At 71.9% G+C, this 19,071-nt stretch carries 11 protein-coding genes; 2 read left to right on the top strand and 9 right to left on the bottom strand.

Annotated elements, in window-relative coordinates; genetic code table 11:
* Positions 1 to 172 precede the first annotated feature (172 nt).
* Together ACH5AF_RS20515 and guaA are read right to left on the bottom strand one after the other, a co-directional pair.
* On the bottom strand, positions 173 to 961 hold the full coding sequence (locus ACH5AF_RS20515; RefSeq protein ID WP_398903026.1) for a class II aldolase/adducin family protein: 789 nt from the start codon (positions 959 to 961) through the stop codon (positions 173 to 175).
* A 122-nt stretch (positions 962 to 1,083) separates the two neighbouring features.
* A complete protein-coding gene (gene guaA, locus ACH5AF_RS20510; RefSeq protein ID WP_398903025.1) occupies positions 1,084 to 2,679 on the bottom strand; it encodes a glutamine-hydrolyzing GMP synthase in 1,596 nt (531 codons plus the stop codon).
* Positions 2,680 to 2,982: 303 nt separating this feature from the next.
* On the opposite strand from guaA, the gene ACH5AF_RS20505 reads away from it, so the two are divergent.
* Positions 2,983 to 3,267 carry a chorismate mutase gene (locus tag ACH5AF_RS20505; RefSeq protein ID WP_398903024.1) on the top strand — a complete coding sequence of 95 codons (285 nt, stop codon included), beginning with the start codon at positions 2,983 to 2,985 and terminating at the stop codon, positions 3,265 to 3,267.
* 520 nt (positions 3,268 to 3,787) lie between these two features.
* Here ACH5AF_RS20505 and ACH5AF_RS20500 read toward each other — a convergent pair.
* The 7 genes from ACH5AF_RS20500 to ACH5AF_RS20470 all read right to left on the bottom strand — a co-directional run bounded on the left by ACH5AF_RS20500 (position 3,788) and on the right by ACH5AF_RS20470 (position 17,553).
* A complete protein-coding gene (locus ACH5AF_RS20500; protein WP_398903023.1) occupies positions 3,788 to 3,964 on the bottom strand; it encodes a hypothetical protein in 177 nt (58 codons plus the stop codon).
* Positions 3,965 to 4,312: 348 nt separating this feature from the next.
* Positions 4,313 to 6,133: a GMC oxidoreductase gene (locus tag ACH5AF_RS20495; protein WP_398903022.1), complete on the bottom strand. Its 1,821-nt coding sequence runs from the start codon at positions 6,131 to 6,133 to the stop codon at positions 4,313 to 4,315.
* Positions 6,134 to 6,194: 61 nt separating this feature from the next.
* Positions 6,195 to 7,811, bottom strand: coding sequence for a succinic semialdehyde dehydrogenase (locus tag ACH5AF_RS20490; RefSeq protein ID WP_398903021.1), 1,617 nt, complete (start codon positions 7,809 to 7,811; stop codon positions 6,195 to 6,197).
* A 198-nt stretch (positions 7,812 to 8,009) separates the two neighbouring features.
* Positions 8,010 to 9,632, bottom strand: a complete 1,623-nt coding sequence (locus ACH5AF_RS20485; RefSeq protein WP_398903020.1) for a protein kinase — start codon at positions 9,630 to 9,632, stop codon at positions 8,010 to 8,012.
* A 193-nt stretch (positions 9,633 to 9,825) separates the two neighbouring features.
* Positions 9,826 to 12,555 carry a protein kinase gene (locus ACH5AF_RS20480; protein ID WP_398903019.1) on the bottom strand — a complete coding sequence of 910 codons (2,730 nt, stop codon included), beginning with the start codon at positions 12,553 to 12,555 and terminating at the stop codon, positions 9,826 to 9,828.
* A 136-nt stretch (positions 12,556 to 12,691) separates the two neighbouring features.
* Positions 12,692 to 15,418 carry a protein kinase gene (locus ACH5AF_RS20475; RefSeq protein ID WP_398903018.1) on the bottom strand — a complete coding sequence of 909 codons (2,727 nt, stop codon included), beginning with the start codon at positions 15,416 to 15,418 and terminating at the stop codon, positions 12,692 to 12,694.
* A gap of 428 nt (positions 15,419 to 15,846) precedes the next feature.
* Positions 15,847 to 17,553: a glycerol-3-phosphate dehydrogenase/oxidase gene (locus tag ACH5AF_RS20470; RefSeq protein WP_398903017.1), complete on the bottom strand. Its 1,707-nt coding sequence runs from the start codon at positions 17,551 to 17,553 to the stop codon at positions 15,847 to 15,849.
* A 229-nt stretch (positions 17,554 to 17,782) separates the two neighbouring features.
* Between ACH5AF_RS20470 and ACH5AF_RS20465 the strand changes: the two genes are divergently transcribed.
* Positions 17,783 to 19,012, top strand: coding sequence for a nucleotide sugar dehydrogenase (locus ACH5AF_RS20465; RefSeq protein WP_398903016.1), 1,230 nt, complete (start codon positions 17,783 to 17,785; stop codon positions 19,010 to 19,012).
* Positions 19,013 to 19,071: the final 59 nt, after the last annotated feature.

Genomic DNA, 19,071 nt, shown 5'->3' with positions numbered 1-19,071 from the left:
CCAACAACCTCTGGCTCCACCACCGCGCCGCCGCCCTCAACCTCCGCCGACTGATCAACCTCGGACTCACCCGCACCAACACCACCTGGCACCTCACCCCGGCCACCGCATAGCGAAAAGGGCCGCCCGGCCTCCGGCCGGACAGCCCCACAACAAGATCTTCAGCAGCCTTCTAGTGCAGGAGGTCCGGTTCGGCGCGGCTGATCTGCTGCCACAGCGGCTGGAAACTGATCCAGGCGACGAGGTCGCTGCCCAGTTGCTCGCGGGTCGCCAGGGCCTCTCGGCGCCCGATGGGAACGGCTTTGCCCGCGGCCCGCGCCACCAGTTGCACCTGGGCACAGCGCTCCATGGAGATGAACCACCAGGCGGCGGCGTCGACGGAGTCGCCGACGGTCAGCAGGCCGTGGTTGCGCAGGACGAGCGCCTTGCGGGGGCCGAGCGCGTCCGCGATCATGCGCCCCTCGTCCTCGTCGACGCTCACCCCCGTGTACGCGTCGAGGAACGCGTGGTCCTCGAAGAAGGCGCACGCCTCCTGGGTGAGGGGCTCGACCGGATCGCCGAGCGCCGCCAGTGCCCGCCCGTGCACGGTGTGGGTGTGCGCGACGGCGACCACGCCCGGGCGGGCCAGATGGACCTGGGCGTGCACGGTGAACACGGCCTGGTTGACGCGGTGCCGCCCGAAGACGGTCCGGCCCCACCGGTCCGCGAGAACCAGGTCACCGGCCGAGACATGGGCGAAGGGGACACCGAAGGGGTTTGCCCAGAAACAGTCGGTGAACTCCGGGTCCCGGGCGGTGAGATGGCCCGACACCCCGTCCTCGTACCCGAAGCGCCCGAACAGCCTCAGCGCCCCGGCCAGCCGCTCCTTGCGGTACGCGCGCTCCTCGACGACGGACTCGTGCACGGGCGGCATGGCGAACCGCAACTGCTCCACGGGCAAGGGCTCCGGCGTGTGCGTCATGGCCGGAAGGTAACTCCGAGGAGGTCAACTGGCCAGAGCGCCCCACCACTTGGGCAGCGCATACGGCGACGCCGCCGCCCACACGGGGTGGGCGGCGGCGTCACATGCGGCGGCGGGGAGGCTCACTCCCACTCGATGGTGCCCGGGGGCTTGCTCGTCACGTCGAGCACCACGCGGTTCACATCGGCGACCTCGTTGGTGATGCGGGTGGAGATACGGGCCAGCACCTCGTACGGCATCCGCGTCCAGTCGGCCGTCATGGCGTCCTCGGACGAGACGGGGCGCAGGACGATCGGGTGGCCGTAGGTACGGCCGTCGCCCTGGACGCCGACGCTGCGGACGTCGGCGAGCAGCACGACCGGGCACTGCCAGATGTCACGGTCGAGGCCGGCCGCCGTCAGCTCCTCACGGGCGATGGCGTCCGCCTCGCGCAGCAGGTCCAGGCGCTCCTTGGTGACCTCGCCGACGATGCGGATACCGAGGCCGGGGCCCGGGAACGGCTGGCGCTGGACGATCTCGTCGGGCAGGCCGAGCTCCTGGCCGACCATGCGGACCTCGTCCTTGAACAGCTTGCGCAGCGGCTCGATGAGCTCGAACTCGAGGTCCTCGGGCAGGCCGCCCACATTGTGGTGCGACTTGATGTTGGCGGTGCCGGTGCCGCCGCCGGACTCGACGACGTCCGGGTAGAGCGTGCCCTGCACGAGGAACGCGACGTCCTCGCCGCCCGCGGCCTCCGCCACGATCTCGGCCTGCGCCTGCTCGAAGACGCGGATGAACTCCCGGCCGATGATCTTGCGCTTCTCCTCGGGGTCGGAGACACCCTTGAGCGCGTCGAGGAAGCGGGCCTCCCCGTCGACGACCTTGAGCTGCACGCCCGTCGCGGCCACGAAGTCCTTCTCGACCTGCTCGGTCTCGCCCTGGCGCATCAGGCCGTGGTCGACGTAGACGCAGGTGAGCTGGGAACCGATGGCCTTCTGCACGAGAGCGGCGGCGACCGCCGAGTCCACGCCGCCGGACAGACCGCAGATGGCGCGCTTGGTTCCGACCTGTGCGCGGATGGCCGCGACCTGCTCCTCGATGACGTTGCCCGTGGTCCAGCTCGGCTCGATGCCGGCGCCGCGGTAGAGGAAGTGCTCCAGCACCTGCTGGCCGTAGGTCGAGTGCATCACCTCGGGGTGGTGCTGCACGCCGTAGAGCTTCTTCGCGTCGTTCTCGAACGCGGCGACCGGGACCACGTCGGTGGACGCGGTGACGGTGAAGCCCTCGGGGGCGGCCGAGCAGGCGTCGCCGTGCGACATCCACACCGACTGCTCGTCGGGAGTTCCCTCGAAGAGGGTGGAGCCGGGCTTGGTGACGTGCAGCGGCGTACGGCCGTACTCGCGCGCCCCGGTGTTGTCGACGGCGCCGCCGAGCGTCGTGGCCATCAGCTGGAAGCCGTAGCACATGCCGAAGACGGGAACCCCGGCCTCGAAGATCGCGCGGTCCAGGCGCGGGGCGCCCTCCGCGTACACCGACGACGGGCCGCCGGAGAGGATGATCGCCTTCGGGTTCTTGGCCAGCATCTCCGCCACGGGCATCGTGGACGGGACGATCTCGCTGTAGACCCGGGCCTCACGGACGCGGCGGGCGATGAGCTGGGCGTACTGAGCGCCGAAATCGACAACCAGGACGACGTCCGGGTTGGATGCGGGCGCGGCAGCGGTGGACGCTGATGACACTGGCGGCCTTCCGGCGGTGGGAGAGGGTCGGTTTTGTCGATTCTACCGGGACGGCCGGCCATACCTTCGTCTCACCATCCGAACCGGGCTTTGGCCCGGAGCGTGGGCGGGGTCCATACTGTCCGCATGCACAAGCAGCTGACCTTCGTCTTTACCTATGGCACCGGCCCGTCCGGCTGCCATGGTCGTGCTGCTTAGCTTCAGACAGCGACTTCCCAGGCGCCCCGGGCCGACAAGGCCCGGGGCGCCTCGCGTTTGCCTCCGGGCCGTGCCGATCCGGGACCCCGACCCAAGGAGAGCCCCGTGACCGAGGTACTCGACAAGACCGGCGCCCGCACCGACGACGCCGCGAACGTGATCACCGGCGCCCGTGAGCGCATCGACGCGCTCGACGACCGGATCATCGGCCTGATCCAGGAGCGCATGGCCGTCTCCGCCGTCATCCAGGACGCCCGGATCAGCTCCGGCGGCCGCCGGGTGAACCTGGCGCGCGAGATGGAGGTGCTCGGCCACTACAGGGACGCGCTCGGCAAGCCCGGCACGGCGCTCGCGATGACGATGCTGGAGCTGTGCCGGGGCCGTATCTGAGCCGTGCACGTACGCCTGCGCACCTGCGTTCGGGCGCATCCTCACCCGTACGGCGCGTGACGCGCCCCGCCGGTCTTCGTTGGTCCCGATGTCCGTGCCAGCCAGGGGCGGGCCTCGAAGGAAACCACGCGTGGCTCCGCTGGAGCGTGTGACGCACCCGCAGGTGCGTCGTGGGACCTCGCCCCAGCGCGCGTGACCGGTCGGCAGGGGACAGCAGCCCGGTCACCCCAAGGGCGGTCGGCTCCGGGGACGCCCGGCGCCGACCGCATCCGGTCCGAACCGGCTGCACGAGGCCGCAGCCCGTCCCGCAGACACGAGCACGTCGGCGCATCCACACCGTCACAGGCCGTCCCCCAGGCCGCCCCGGGCGGCCGGCCGCTCGCCCGCGGCGCGCACCCCGGCGGCGTGCGCCGACACTGCGCCGCCCTGACGTCGGCGCCGACGCAACGGCCCCGAGGACTCGACTCCGCGGGGCCCTTCGTCACCGCGTCTCGGGCTCCTGCCCAGCGTGCCCGATTGCTCACCGAACTCGCTCGGGCCCGTGCCGCACGACCGGGCGTTCCCCGGCGGCGCGCGCCGGGCGCTCCAGCCGCAGGCTCCCCGCACAGAACAGCGCGCTGTCCGGCCCGACCATGTCACCGCCGTTGACGTAGCCGTACACGCCCATCATGGCGAACACCGCTCCCGGGTGATCCATGGCCCATCTCACGGTGTCAGCGGACAGTTGGAAGTGCCGACGGTCTGAACGACGACCTGGTCGTGCGACCCGCTCGGGAGGGCATGTCGCTCGGCCTTTTCCGGATGCTTGGCGATCAATGCCGCGGACCCCACCCGTTGCACGGGCAAGTGGGCCATGTGATCCACCTCACATAAAGATTGTATGAGACGAGGACAACCATCCTCCCTGGTCACAGGTCATGCATGCGTAACAACGGCCTCATCTGCGCCCTTTGGCGCGGGGGCCGCGAGAAGCAAGGAGGCCGCTGCACTCGGAGGGGGGTGCAGCGGCCTTCGCCTGTGGCCCGGGGCCACCCGGACCGTGCGGCTACTTCTTGGGCGGGACCGCGGGGAGCCCCAGGAACGGCAGCTTCAGCGCGCCGAACGCATCCGCCGGGACCGCCGGGGACTTGGGCGCCACCGGTGCGAGCCGCTCATAGGCGTTGCCCTGGGCCGGACGCGGGTCCTCGTCGCCCTTGTTGGGCCAGAACGACATCGCACGCTCAGCCTGCGCAGTGATCGTCAGCGACGGGTTCACCCCCAGGTTCGCCGAGACCGCCGAGCCGTCGACGACCGAGATGCCCGGGTGGCCGTAGAGCCGGTGGTACGGGTCGATCACGCCGTCCTCGGCCGAGGCGCCGATCGGGCAGCCACCCAGGAAGTGCGCGGTGAGCGGGGTGCCCATCAGTTCGCCGATGTTGGAGCCGGCGAAGCCGTTGATCTCCTCCGCGAGCAGGGACGCGGCGCGGGTGGCCTCGGGGATCTGGTTCGGGTTCGGGGTGCCGTGGCCCTGACGAGCGGTGAGCAGGCCCTTCCCGATGCCGCCGGGCTTGCGGTACGTGGTCAGCGAGTTGTCCAGGGACTGCATCACCAGGCCGATGATCGTCCGCTCCGACCAGCGCCGGTTGGAGAGCGCGCGGACCGCGAGCAAGGGGTGCCGGGCCATGTTGCCGAGCCAGCCGACGACCCGGCCCTTCACCCGGTACGGGACCTGCAGGACCGTCATGCCGCCCATGGCGTTGGAGCCGCGGCCGTAGCGGACCGGCTCGATGTGGGTGTTCTCGTCCGGGTGGATCGAGGACGTGATCGCGACACCGCGCGTGAAGTCGACCCGCTCCGCGCCATGGCGCTTGCGGTAGCGGCGATTGTCGGTCTGGGCGCCGACGAGGGCCTCGGAGTTGGTCCGCGTCAGCTCGCCGAGCCGTGCCGACAGCCGCGGCAGCAGCCCGCTGTCCTTCATCCGGTGCAGCAGGGTCTGTGTGCCGTACGTACCGGCGGCGATCACGACACGGCGGGCCCGGAACGTGCGCCCCTGCCCCTTGCGCCTGTTGTCACTGGGCAGGGTCCTGACCGCGAAGCCGCCGCTCGCGTCCTCGGTGACCGCGACGACGGACGTCATCGGGTGGACGACCGCGCCCGCCTTTTCGGCGAGGTGGAGGTAGTTCTCGTTGAGGGTGTTCTTCGCGCCGTGCCGACAGCCCGTCATGCACTCGCCGCACTCGGTGCAGGCCTTCCGCGCGGGGCCGGCTCCGCCGAAGTAGGGGTCCGCGACCTCCTGCCCGGGCCGGGCCCTCACCGAACCGTCGGCGTCGTCGCCGTCCCCGAAGAACACCCCGACGGGGGCCATGTGGAAGGTGTCACCCACGCCCATCGCCTCGGCGGTCGCCTTCAGATGGACGTCCGAGGGCGTCATGGTCGGGTTGAGCCGCACGCCGAGCATGCGGCGTGCCTGGTCGTAGTACGGCTTGAGCTCGTCCTGCCAGTCCGTGATGTCCTTCCACTGCGGGTCGTTGAAGAAAGGCGCGGGCGGGACGTAGAGCGTGTTGGCGTAGTTGAGCGAGCCGCCGCCGACGCCCGCCCCCGCGAGCACCATGACGTTGCCGAGCAGATGGATGCGCTGGATGCCGAACAGGCCGAGTGCCGGGGCCCAGAGGTAGTTGCGCAGGTCCCACGAGTTCTTCGGCAGCGACTCCCGGGTGAACCGGCGCCCGGCCTCCAGGACACCGACGCGGTATCCCTTCTCGGAGAGCCGGAGGGCGGAGACCGAGCCGCCGAAGCCGGAGCCCACGACGATCACGTCGTAGTCGTACGCGTCGCCGTCATCGTCGCCGCCCGCGTCCTGGTTTCGGGCAGGGGGTACCTCGGACATGGCTCTCCTCGTGAAACGTGCGGACGTACGGGTACGGGGGGCGGCGGTGGGGGGGCGGCGGTCAGCGCAGGCGCAGGGCCTTCATCGCCTTCAGGCTGAAGCTCATGAACGCGGCGTACTTCTCGTCGTCCATGCCGAACGACGGGGCGAGCGGCATCAGCCGCTGCTGGGCGACGGTCTGCGCCTCCGTGTACTTGAGGATGCCCTCGGAGCCGTGCCGCCGGCCGAGCCCGGAGTCCTTCATGCCGCCCATGGGCGCCTGGACACTGCCGTAGGCCGGGGCGTACCCCTCGTTGATGTTCACCGTGCCGGTGCGCAGCTTGGCCGCGACGGCGTGGCCGCGCCGGCCGTCCTTGGTCCACACGCTCGAATTGAGGCCGAAGGCCGTGGCGTTGGCCAGCTCGACGACTTCATCCTCGTCCGAGAAACGGTAGATCGACACGACCGGGCCGAAGGTTTCCTCGCCGCACACGGCCATGGGCGTGTCCACGCCGTCGAGGATCGTGGGCTCGTAGAAGTACGGGCCGATGTCGGGCCGGGCGACGCCGCCGGCGACGAGCTTCGCGCCCTTGGCGACGGCCTCGTCGACATGGCGGGTGACCGTCTCCAGCTGCCGCGGGCCGACCAGGGAGCCCATGTCCGCGCCGTAGGCCAGGGAGTTGCCGAGCCGCATCGCCTTGGTGCGGGCGGCGAAGCGCTCGATGAACGCGTCCGCGATCGACTCGTGCACGTACAGCCGCTCGATCGATATGCACAGCTGGCCCGCGGAGGAGAAGCAGGCGCGGACCGCGCCTGCCGCGGCCTTCTCCACATCGGCGTCGTGCAGCACCAGCATGGCGTTCTTGCCGCCCAGTTCGAGGGAGACGCCGACCAGCCGGGCCGCCGCTCCCTGGGCGACCTCGCGGCCGGTGCGGGTCGATCCGGTGAAGGAGACGTAGTCGGCGTGCCGGACGACCTCGGGGCCGACGACCGGGCCCTCGCCGATGACGACCTGGAACACCTCGGCGGGCAGGCCGGCCTCGATCAGCAGGTCACGCGCCCACAGCGCGGTGAGCGCGGTCTCGGTGTCGGGCTTCATGACGACCGCGTTGCCGGCGACGAAGGCGGGCAGGGCGTCCCCGACGGACAGCTCCAGCGGGTAGTTCCACGGCGCGATCTGACCCACGACACCGCGCGGCTGGCGCAGTTCGGTGGTCTTGGTGAGGACGGGCACGACGCCGGTGTGGTGCTTGGGCCGGAGGTAGGCAGGGGCTTTGCGCCCGTAGTGGCGGGCCGCGACGGCAACCGCCTGCACCTCCTCGTGGGCGTGCAGCCGGGCCTTGCCGGTCTCCAGCTGGATCAGGTCGAGCACCTCGGCCTGGCGCTCCAGGACCAGGTCGTGGAAGCGCAGCAGCACAGCGGCGCGGGCGCGCGCCGGGGTGGCCTCCCACACGCGCTGGGCGGCACGGGCGCGCTCGAAGGCGGCCGCGACGTCGTCAGGAGTGGACTCGGGCAGGTCCGCCAGCTTCTCGCCGGTGAACGGCGCGTGGTTGGCCGTGCGACCGGAGCCCGCCACACCCTTGGTGAGCTGGGCGACCACTTCGGGAGTCACCACGTCGGCTGCGGTGCGCGCACCGGCCGGCGAGGCGGCGATGGGGTTGGTGCCAAGGGCGGTTGCGGTGGCCTGCGAGTCCGTCATGGGGGCGAGGGTATGCGGCGATCAGCACTTTGGGTACCCACCGGTAACAGCTTTTCACCGTGCCCCTACGATTCCGCCAGTGATCACTGGCGGATAAGCCCTGATCAGGAACTTGCCGTCGTTCGGCGGAGGTGGCGAGTGTGATGAAGCCGTTGCGATGAACCCGTCGCGCGGATCGCCGCGGCGCGTATCCGGATGTCAGTTCGGCGGTGGCCGCCAGCCTCTGAGCATCGTGTCGAACTGCTCGCGGGTCACGTCCCAGTCCTTCGCCGGGCCGGACATGTAGAGGGCGTACTCGGTACCGTCGTCCTCGTAGTACATCTGGTCGATGGCACGGCGCGGACCGGGGTGCTCCGTGCGCTCGGTCCAGCTGAACTCCCAGAGCGCGGACTGCGTCTGGTCGCGGAAGGTGTTGGGGCGCAGCTTCACCCGGCGGTAGTCCGGCAGCCGCTTCGCCAGCCCCTCCTGCATGTCGAGCATGTGCATATAGGGGTTCTCGAAGTCCGGGGACGGGTCGACGCTGATCCGGATGCGGTGGCGGCCGTTGTCCGGCGTGTAGTCGATCTGGTCGCCGTCCGCCTGCCGCTTCCAGCCGTCGGGCACCCAGAGGCTGAAACCCCGCTCGTCGTGGACGCGCCGCCAGCCGTCCGGAACGTCCGACGCCTTGCCCGGCGCTGTCGCCCGGCCCGTACCCGTACCCGTACCCGTACCCGTGTCCGTCGCGCCGCCCGACTGCGCGTACTTCATCGCGGCGAGCCCCGCGCCCCCGCCGATCACGGCCGCGACGACCACGACGAGGGCGAGCGTCCGCAGCCGCGGGCCCCGCCGCGGCCGGGCCGGTGCCGCTGTCCAGCCCCCGGACGGGGCCGGGCGGGAGCCCGCCACGGCCGTGGCCGTACGCGGGTCCGGGGCGCCGCCCCGCGGCAGGCGCTGTGTCATCCGCTGCGTCGCCCGCTGGGCGGGCACGTGCGCCGTCGGGGCAGGAACACGGTCCTCCATGGCCTGGACCAGCATCCGCTCGGCCTCGGCCGCCGACGGGCGCGCCGCCGGGTCCTTGTGGAGCAGCGCCCTGATCACGGGCTCGAGACGCCCCGCGCTCCGGGGCGGGGCCGGCTCGTCGTCCACCACGGCCTGCATGGTCGCCAGCGGCGACGACCGGCGGAACGGCGACTGCCCCTCCAGCGCCGTGTAGAGCGTCGCGCCGAGCGACCACAGGTCGGACGCCGGTCCGGGGTCGTGGCCGCGGACCCGCTCGGGCGCCAGGTAGTCGATCGAGCCGACGATCTCTCCGGTCCGCGTGATCGTCGGGTCACCCTCGATCGCCGCGATCCCGAAGTCCGTGATGAGTGCCCGGCCGTCACCGCCCAACAGCACGTTGGCGGGCTTGATGTCCCGGTGGAGGACGCCCGCGGCATGGGCGGCACGCAGGGCGCCCAGAATGTGCAGCCCGATCCGGGCCGCCTCCCGCTCGTCGATGCGGCCGCGCTCCTTGGCGGCGTCGGCGAGCGAGGGCCCGTCGACGTACTGCATGACGATCCAGGGCCGGGCATCGTGCTCCAGCACGTCGTGGACCGTGACGACGCCGGGATGGCTGATGCGCGCGGCCGCCCGGGCCTCCTTCTGGGTCCGGGCGTGCAGAACGGTCCGGTCGGCCTCGGAGACGTACAGACCCGCCGTCAGTTCCTTGACGGCGACTACTCTGTGCAACACCTCGTCATGGGCCCGCCATACCTTGCCCATGCCGCCGCGACCGATGGTCTCGCTCAGCCGGTAACGCCCGGCGAGCAGCAGACCGGCGCCTGTGTTGTGAGTGTTTTCCACGTATCCCGCCCCGTTCCTTGGAATGACAGGTTACGGAGGGGAGGCACGAACTCGGTACCGAGGCTCGCTCAAGTGACCGCACTGTGATGCGTGGTGAGCTGCCGAGTCGCCACTCTGCGTGACAACGCGGCCGCTTCGGGATGGTTCGGGCGGAACCGGCCTGTGTGCGCGGTGCGTTGCCGCCTTCGTCGGCTCAGCGCGTGAGGCGGTATGTGGTGGCGGCCTGCCGGTGGATCTCCGTGACCTCCTCGCGCCGATCGGCCGGTCCGATCACCTGGATCACGTGATACCTGTCGCCGATGATCAGCGCGAGGTTGCGCACGAACACCTCGCGGCCGGTGCTGTCCTGCCAGGTGAACTGGCCCTCCGCCATGGACTGCTGACCGACGTCGATGCGCTTCAGCCCGCTCGCACCGGCCCAGGACGAGTCACGGAACGGCTGCAGCTCCCGCTCCTTGTCCCGCTGGTAGACCAGTGGATCGTCGCCGTTGGTGCTCACCGGGTCCCGTCCGGCGACAACGATCAGCGTGAAATCGCCGTCCGCGTAGCGCACTTGACCCGCATCGTTGATGGGACTGCGCCGCCAGTCCTCGGCGACGGCGAGCCGGAAGCCCTCGGGGTCCTCGCGCAGCACATAGCCGTCGGGCAGGTTGGCGGCCGGGGCCGAGGTCTGCGGCTGCTGCGCACCGGGAGTCCCGCTCGGCGAGGGACCCTTGACGTCCGCTGCGCCGTCGGGGCTCGGGTCAGCGCCCGCCGTGGGACCGGCACCGCGGTCCAACTGTCCCGGCTCGGTCTTGGGCATGAACAGGACCGCGTACGCGACGGCCGCCACCACGGCGAGCAGGATGAGCAGCAGCAGGGTACGGCCGAGCGCCCGCGGCGTACGCGCCCGTCCGCCGTACGCCTGCCGCTGCGGACGCACCTGGTGGTCGCGGCGGGCACCACGGTCCGGCCGTGCGGCGTCCCTGGGCCGCTTGTGCCGGTGCCTGCCGTGCGCCACGTCCCGGCCGGCGGACCGGCGCCTGCGCACCAGCTCACCCCGCCGCCGTACGACCGGCAGGCGCGAGGCGTCCACCGGACCCGCCGGAAGCGGCACGACGTCCATGCCCGCCTCCGGCTCGGGCGCGGACCGTACGAGGGAGCGCAGCCAGCCGCGCAGCTCCTCGAAGTCCGGGCGGTCGGTGGGGTCCTGGCGCAGCAGCGATTCGACGACCGGCCGCAGCGCCCCGCACTCTTCGGCGAAGGCGGGCGGCTCCGCGCACACGAGCTGGACCAACTCGGCGGCGCTCTCCTCGGGGTACGGGGCATGGCCCTGGACGGCCCGGAAGAGCAGCGCGCCGAGCGCCCACAGGTCCGTAGCCGGTCCGACAGGGGCGGCGAGCTGCCAGTTCTCGTGGACCGGTCCGGCCTGCTCGGGCGCCCATCGCTCGGTCACCGCACCGACGACCGCTATCCGCGCCTGCCGCGCACGCTCGGCGGCCAGCGGGGTGGCCGGACCACGGAAGACGGGGGTGCCGCCGCCCGCCACGACGTCGTCCCAGCGGCCGGAGGCGGCGGCTGCGGAGCCCTCGGCGGGGACGGGACGGCGCTGGGCGTCGGCGCGCAGGGCGTCCCCGCCGCCACCGCCGCGGTCCCAGCTGCCGGGCGACGAGCCGTCGGCTCGGGCAGCCGGCAGCGCGGGGCGTGTCGCGCGGGGGTCGTGGCCGGCCGCCGCCTGGCGTACGCCGTACGGGTCGTTCCGGTACGGGTTGTTCCGAGCTGCGTCCGGGGCGGAGCGGGCGGCGGGCAGGGCGGGCCGGGTGCCACCGGCGGACAGGGGGCCGGGGCCGTCGCGGCCGGGAAGCGGGGCGTCGTGCCAGCTACCGGCGAGCCGGGCGCGTCCGGGGGCGTCGTCGGAGGGGTCGTCGGAGGGGTCGTCGGAGGGGTCGTCGGGGGCGGGGGCGTCGTGAGCCGCGTGGGCGGCGTGGTCCGCGCCATCATTTGGGCTGTGGGCCCACCAGTCGCGATCGAGGCCGTCCTGGACGGGACGATCGCCCTTGTGGCGGCGGTCGTCGCTCCCCTGGTCGTCGTGGACGCGGGCCGCCGCGCGCGCTCCCGCGCGGTAGGCCGCTATGGCGCCGGCTCTGGCGGCCCTCACGTCAGGGACCTGGCCGGTGTCGGCACCGGTCGGCCGGGGCAGCGTGGGGTAGGCCGGCTCCAGGGCCGCGGCCCCGCTGGGTCCGTCGCCCGCCCTCGGCCCGGGCACCGACGCGGGGCCCGTCCGCCCCGGGGAATCCGTGGAGTCGCGACCGGGGTCGGAACCGGAGTCGGAACCGGAGTCAGGCGGCTCGGGGACCGGTGCGTATCCGCACAGCGCTTCCTCGGCCGCGCCGGACGCCAGACCGGTGAGCACCACCCGCCCGTCGTCGCAGACGAGAACCGTGCGCGCGGTGATGTTCCGGTGGATCCAGCCGTGCGCATGCAGCACGCGCAGGGCGGTGAGGACGTCGGACGCCACCTCGGCCGCGCGGTACGGGCTGAGCGGCTTCTCCACGAGGAGGGCGGCAAGGGGGCGCGCGGCGACGAACTCACTCACGATCCAGAGCGAGCCGTCCTCGGCGAAGACGTCGAAGACCTGGTCCAGACGGGGGTGGTCGGGGATCTGTGCCGCCGCCTGCGCGGCCTCGACGGCCCGGCGCACGGCCGGATCCGCGGGCCTCCGGGTCGCCCGCCCCGACACCCGCCGGGGAACCGCGGTACCTGCGAGGCCGTCACCGTCGACCACTTCCGCGTCCACGACCTCCGGCAACGGCACCTGCCGCACCAGGACTTCATGGCCGCTGTACGTGTCGAACGCGCGGGTCTCGGCAAGCTCGAACTCGTCGGAGGGCGGCAGCGGCAGGCGGTAGCGGTCGGCGAGCACCCTTCCCGCGTAGTCCTCCACGACGCCTCCCCATGTGCGCGTCCCCCGGCCGGTCCGGAAAGCCCGCACACAACCGCGCAAAGCCGTCAATTCCGGTCGTTCAACGGCCCCTTGTCGCTGCCTACCGTTCGCGACTCCTCACGATACGTGCCCCTCCTCAGTCCTTGGGGCTGAACGTCGCGAACGCCGTCTTGCGCAGCGTCTCGCACTCCTTTCCGTGCCACTCGCTCGCCTTGCAGGTGATCATGATCGAGTAACCGCGCCTGGCATCGACCTTGAAACCTCTGTTCAGAACGCGTACCCGCAGGCCGCTCTCGGTGCGCTCGAACTGCCAGTCGGCGACGGTCGGGTAGCCGTTGTAGTCGACCTTCCCAATACTGAGGTGCTTGTAGCCGTTGCTCGTCGCGCGCACACCGGCGACCGCAGCGGCCCAGGCGCGGGCTGCGTCGTCCCCCGGGCTGTTGGTGAAGTCGACCTGCACGCGGGGCACCCCGCCGCCGACGCTGAACTTCGCGCCGGAGTTACGGCCCGCTATGCCGGTGAACCGGAAGTTCTTCGGCATCGCCATGGTGAAGTGGAACTGATCGTTGGACACCATCACGTATCCCGCGGGCAGCACGTCACCGCCACCGTCACCGCCGCCGGACGGCTGACCGCCGGAAGCGCCGGAAGCACCGTCGCCGGCGGCCTGATCATCCTTGCCGTCGTCCTTGCCGGTGTCCTTGCCGGTGTCCTTGCCGGTCCCCTGATCCGTGCCCTGGCCGGTGTCCGGACTGGCGTCGCTGCCCCCGGCGGCCTTTCCGTCGCCGCCCGCGGTGGTACCCGCCGACGCGGCGGTGTCTCCCTTGCCCTTGCCCTGGCTGCCCTTGTCGTCGCCGCCGAACGCGAAGACGAGCACCGTCGACAGCACCGCGAGCACGGCGACGACCGCGATGGTCACCAAGGTGCGCCGCGGCACCACATCGGTGAGCGGCGCGCGGACGGGCGCGGGCCTGCCGGACGGAGCCACGGAAGCGGTCCGGACCGACGTCTTGGTCGTGGTCCTCGGTCCGGCACCCGTTTGGCCCCTGGACTCGGCCTTGGCCGCCGCTGCGGCGTTGCGCACGGAGCGCAGGGCCCCGCGCAGCCGCTCGGCAGCCGGGTCCTTCGGCTTGGTCTCCGGACGCACCGGGGGAACGGGCGGAATCCGTATGGCCCGTGTCTGCTCCACCGGGGACTCGGCCTCGGCGGATCGCACCGGCGCCTCGGGGGCATGAATCACCTGCGTGAGCAGCGCGCGTGCGCCCACGTCGTCGAGCCGCTGGGCCGGGTCCTTCACGAGCAGCCCGTAGATGACCTCCTCCAGCGGACCCGCGTTCTTGGGCGGGTCGAGCGGCTCGGTCATCACGGCGGTCAGCGTGGCGATCGCCGACCCCTTGTCGTACGGCGGACAGCCCTCCACGCTCGCGTAGAGCAGGCCACCGAGCGACCACAGGTCAGCGGCGGGCCCGGGCTTGTGACCGCGGGCACGCTCGGGCGAGATGTACGAAGGGGCGCCGACGAGCATGCCGGTCGACGTGATCGACGGGTCGCCCTCGACCTGGGCGATGCCGAAGTCGGTGAGAACGACCCGGCCGTCCTTGCCGATGAGCACGTTCGACGGCTTCACGTCCCGGTGCAGGATGCCCTCGCGGTGCGCCGAACGCAGCACGTCGAGAATGGCGAGCCCCACCTCGGCGGCGCGACGGGGGGTCAGAATGCCGTCCTCACGCACCACCTCGGCGAGGGACTTCCCCTCGACCAGCTCCATGACGATCCACGGACGGTCGTCCTCGTCGACGACGTCGTAGACAGTGACGGCGTTGTTGTTGCGGATCCGGGCGATGGCCTTTGCCTCGCGGAGCGTACGCGTGATGAGCCGGCGCTTCTCCTCCTCATCGATGGCGTTCGGGAAGCGCAGTTCCTTGACGGCGACGGTGCGGCCGAGCGTCTCGTCGACGGCGCGCCACACGGTGCCCATGCCACCCCGCCCCAGGACCCCGCCCAGCCGGTAACGCCCGGCGAGCAACCGCCCCTCGGGCGCGCCCACGCCACTGCCCTGTCCGCTGCGTCCGGCGCTTCCCTTCCTCGCGGCAGAGCCCGCCGCACGGCCTGAGCCACCACCCACGGCAGCTGCCGCGGCACCGGCACTCTTGCCTGCGGACGCTGCCTCAACGCCCGCCGTACGGCCTGAGCCACCACCCACGGCAGCTGCCGCGGCACCGGCACTCTTGCCTGCGGACGCTGCCTCAACGTCGGCGCTGGTGTCAGGGCTCCTGCTGTCTACCGCGGTCGGGCCAGCACCGCTCCCGGCGGCGTTGTCCTCGGGCGCGCCGAACGGGGCCGCTTCGCCGCTGCCTTCGCCGTCCTTGCTCGCGCCTGCCGCCTTGCCGGCGTCGTCGTCCGCCGCAGCCGTGGAGGCGTCCACCGGGCCCTGCGCGTCGGCGCCACGGTGCGTGTCGCCATCCGTGGCCTTGCCCGAGGGGGCAGTTGCCCTGCCCGTCCCACCGTCCGCCGGAACGGGGCCGTCCGCGGTGCCGTCCTCACTCACGCCCGCCGTGGCGTCTTCCGCCGTCGGCCCTTCGACGGCGGCTTTGTCGGCGGTGCCCGAGCCCGAGGTCCCGGATTGGCCGTCAGACGCCGCGTCCTCGCGTGCAGGCGCATCCTTCTTGTCGGACGCGTCCTGTTGAAGGGCCGTCACCGTCTCGCCAGGGGACGCCTCTCCGGTCGCGTCGCCCGCGCCCTCGGGATTCGAGTCGCCGGTGCCGCCCCCGGCGGCCACGGCGGAGTCCTCGCCCTTGCCGGCGAAACCGGCCCCCTCGGTCTCTTCCCGCTGGGGCTCCCGCGACTGCTCAGCCTCCGACATGCGTCCCCTCTGCGATCCCTGATCTTCGCCCGCGCCTGCCGCTTCCCGCTCGATGCGGTAACCCGCCCTGGCAGAGCGACCATTGTCCCTCACTCAAGGAACGCAATGTCTCCCGGGTCCATTCACTGAACCTGCGCGACTGAAGGATGCGGCCTCCGCCGTACGCTCACTCGCCGTGAACTCCGCCCCTGCGCTGGTCGGGGCCTTGCCCGCGCCGCCGGCCCCCGTGTCCCGACGTCCCCGTCCGCCGATCAGGGTACGGCGAAATCCGGTCCGGCAGCAGGTGCCAGACCCCGGCACCCCCTGTGTCCCCCTCTTTCCCGGACGACCGGTCCGCCGGCCCGAGCCCCGCTGTCGGCACTTCGGCCCGCCCCCATGCCTCGCTCCCGCCGCGCCCGCCACCCGGCGGTCCGCCTCCAGGCCCCCTCTCAGATGGGCACGATGTCCGGCGCCCCCAAGCGCGCCGCGTCCGCCGTCAGGTCGTCCGGCTGGCGCTGCGACTCGCGCTCCGCCTCCACCCGCTTCTCGTAGTGCTCGACCTCCTTCTCGACATGCGCCTCTTCCCAACCCAGCACCGGAGCCATCAGCTCCGCACACTCCCGCGCGCAGCGCGTCCCCCGGTCGAAGGTCTCGATCGAGATCCTGGTGCGCCGCGTCAGCACGTCGTCCAGATGGCGTGCACCCTCGTGCGACGCCGCATAGACGACCTCGGCGCGCAGATAGTCGTCGGCTCCGGTGAGCGGCTCGCCGAGTGACGTGTCCTCGGCGATCAGCGCCAGGAGCTCCTCGGTCAGGGAGCCGTAGCGGTTCAACAGGTGCTCGACGCGGACCACATGGAGCCCGGTCCGCGCCGCGATCCTCGCGCGCGCGTTCCACAGGGCGCGGTAGCCCTCGGCGCCGAGAAGGGGGACCTCCTCCGTGACGCACGCGGCAACCCGCTGGTCGAGAGCGTGCACCGCCTCGTCAACGGCGTCCTTCGCCATGACCCGGTACGTCGTGTACTTGCCGCCCGCCACGACCACCAGGCCCGGCACCGGGTGCGCCACCGTGTGCTCGCGCGAGAGCTTGCTCGTCGCGTCGGACTCCCCGGCGAGCAGCGGCCTCAGCCCCGCGTACACCCCCTGGACGTCGTCCCGGGTGAGGGGGACGGCGAGCACCGAGTTGACGTGCTCCAGCAGGTAGTCGATGTCCGCGCTCGACGCGGCGGGGTGTGCCTTGTCCAGGTCCCATTCGGTGTCCGTGGTGCCGACGATCCAGTGGCGGCCCCACGGAATGACGAAGAGGACGGACTTCTCTGTCCGCAGGATCAGACCGGTGCTGGAGTGGATGCGGTCCTTCGGCACCACGAGATGGATGCCCTTGGAGGCCCGTACATGGAACTGCCCGCGCTCCCCGATCAGCGCCTGTGTGTCGTCCGTCCACACCCCTGTCGCGTTGACGATCTGGCGGGCACGGATCTCGTACTCGCCGCCGGCCTCGACGTCGAGCACCCTCGCGCCGACGACCCGCTCGCCCTCCCGCAGGAAGCCGACAACCCGGGCACGGCTGGCCACTTGGGCCCCGTAGCTCGCGGCCGTGCGCACCAGGGTGGTGACAAATCGGGCGTCGTCCATCTGGGCGTCGTAATACTGCAGGGCACCCACGAGGGCGTCCTTCTTCAGCGCGGGTGCCACTCTCAGCGCATGACGCCGTGACAGGTGGCGGTGCACGGGCAGACCGCGCCCGTGGCCCGAGGAGACCGACATCGCGTCGTACAGCGCGACGCCCGATCCCGCGTACCACCGCTCCCAGCCCTTGTGCTGCAGGGGATAGAGGAACGGCACTGGCTTGACCAGGTGCGGGGCCAGCCGCTCCAGCAGCAGCCCGCGCTCCTTCAGCGCTTCTCTGACCAGGGCGAAGTCGAGCATCTCCAGATAACGCAGGCCGCCGTGGATGAGCTTGCTCGACCGACTCGACGTGCCCGAGGCCCAGTCACGCGCCTCGACGAGCCCGGTCGACAGGCCTCTTGTCGCCGCGTCCAGCGCGGTGCCCGCTCCGACGACGCCGGCGCCGACCACCAGCACGTCCAGTTCACGCTCGGCCATACCGGCGAGCGCTGCGGCGCGCTCCTCCGGTCCCAGTGTCGCTGTTCTCACTGCTGCCTCCCGTCGCCCCCGTGCGTCCCCTGCGGTCGGGCTCACATCGTCGATTCTGTCCGCACTCGCCGACTTCAGCCACCGCCTGTGGATAACACTCCGTTAGCCACACGCGCACAATCCGACATAACGGTCATATTTACGCCTAGTCTGACATTGCGCACGCCCGTTCCGCCCACAGGGCTTGCGACCTCTGTCCCCTCCGGCTATGGGAAGGACGGCCACCGTCATGCCCGCAGATCTCGCTGTCATCGGACTCGGCCACCTCGGTCTGCCCCTCGCCCAGGCCGCCGTGGCAGCCGGCATCGAGACCATCGGCTACGACCCCGACCCGCGCCGTCTAACCGAGCCCGCCGCGGGTGTCACCGCCGCCGACGTCCGCCGCATGCTCTCCGCCGGTTTCCGCACGGTCACCGACCGGGCCGAACTGGGGAGGGTGCGCACCGCGGTCATCTGCGCCCTCACCCCCCCTGGCCCGGACGGAGCGCCGGACCTCACGGCGCTCGCCGACGCGGCCCGCGCCCTCGCGTCCCGGCTGCGCCCGCACACCACCGTGCTGCTCGAGTCGGCGGTCCAGCCCGGCACGACCGAGCAGTTCCTCCGCCCGCTGCTCGAACAGGGCTCTGGCCTGCGCGCCGGGCGGGACTTCCACCTGGCGTACTCCCCCAGCCGCACCGACCCCGGCAACCGCGCCCACGGCTACGCCAACACTCCCAAGGTCATCGGCGGCCTGACCCCCGCCTGCACCGAATCGGCCGCCGCCTTCTACGGCCGGCTCACCGACAAGGTCGTCCGGGCGCGTGGTCTGCGCGAGGCCGAGACCGTCAAGGTGCTTGAGACGAACTTCCGGCACGTCAACATGGCGCTCGTCAACGAGATGGCCGTCCTCTGCCACGGCCTCGGCATCGACCTGTGGGACGTCATCCGCTGCGCCGAGACCAAGCCGTTCGGCTTCCAGGCGTTCCGCCCGGGCCCGGGCGTCGGCGGCCACGGCGTGCCCCTGGACCCCGGCCACCTCCCGCCCACCGGCCGGACCCTGCGCATGGTGGGACTCGCCCAGGACATCAACACCCGGATGCCGCAGTACGTCATCCAGCGCTGCGCCACGCTCCTCAACGAGCACGGCAAGTCGGCCCGCGGCGCCCGCGTGCTGCTCCTCGGCGTCACCTACAAGCCCGACCTCGCCGACCTGACGGGCTCCCCCGCCACCGAGATCGCCCGCCGTCTGATGGACCTCGGCGCGTCCGTCAGCTACCACGACCCCTACGTCCCGGACTGGCGCGTGAACGAACTGCCCGTTCCCCGCGCTGACTCCCTCTACGAGGCCGCCGCCAACGCAGACCTGACGGTACTGCTTCAGCACCACCGCACGTATGACCTGCAGGGCCTCGCGGTCAAGGCGCAGCTGCTGCTCGACACACGGGGCGCCACCCCGGCGGGAGCGGCCCACCGCCTGTGAACCGACGGGCCTCGGAAGACGGCCTGGAAACACGGGTCTGGAAGACCGGCTGGGAGAAC

The sequence above is a fragment of the Streptomyces sp. NPDC018833 genome (genome assembly GCF_044390825.1).
Taxonomy (GTDB): Bacteria; Actinomycetota; Actinomycetes; order Streptomycetales; family Streptomycetaceae; genus Streptomyces.
The sequence above is the reverse complement of the archived record's forward strand: the minus strand, read 5'-3'. Positions and strand labels throughout refer to the sequence as shown.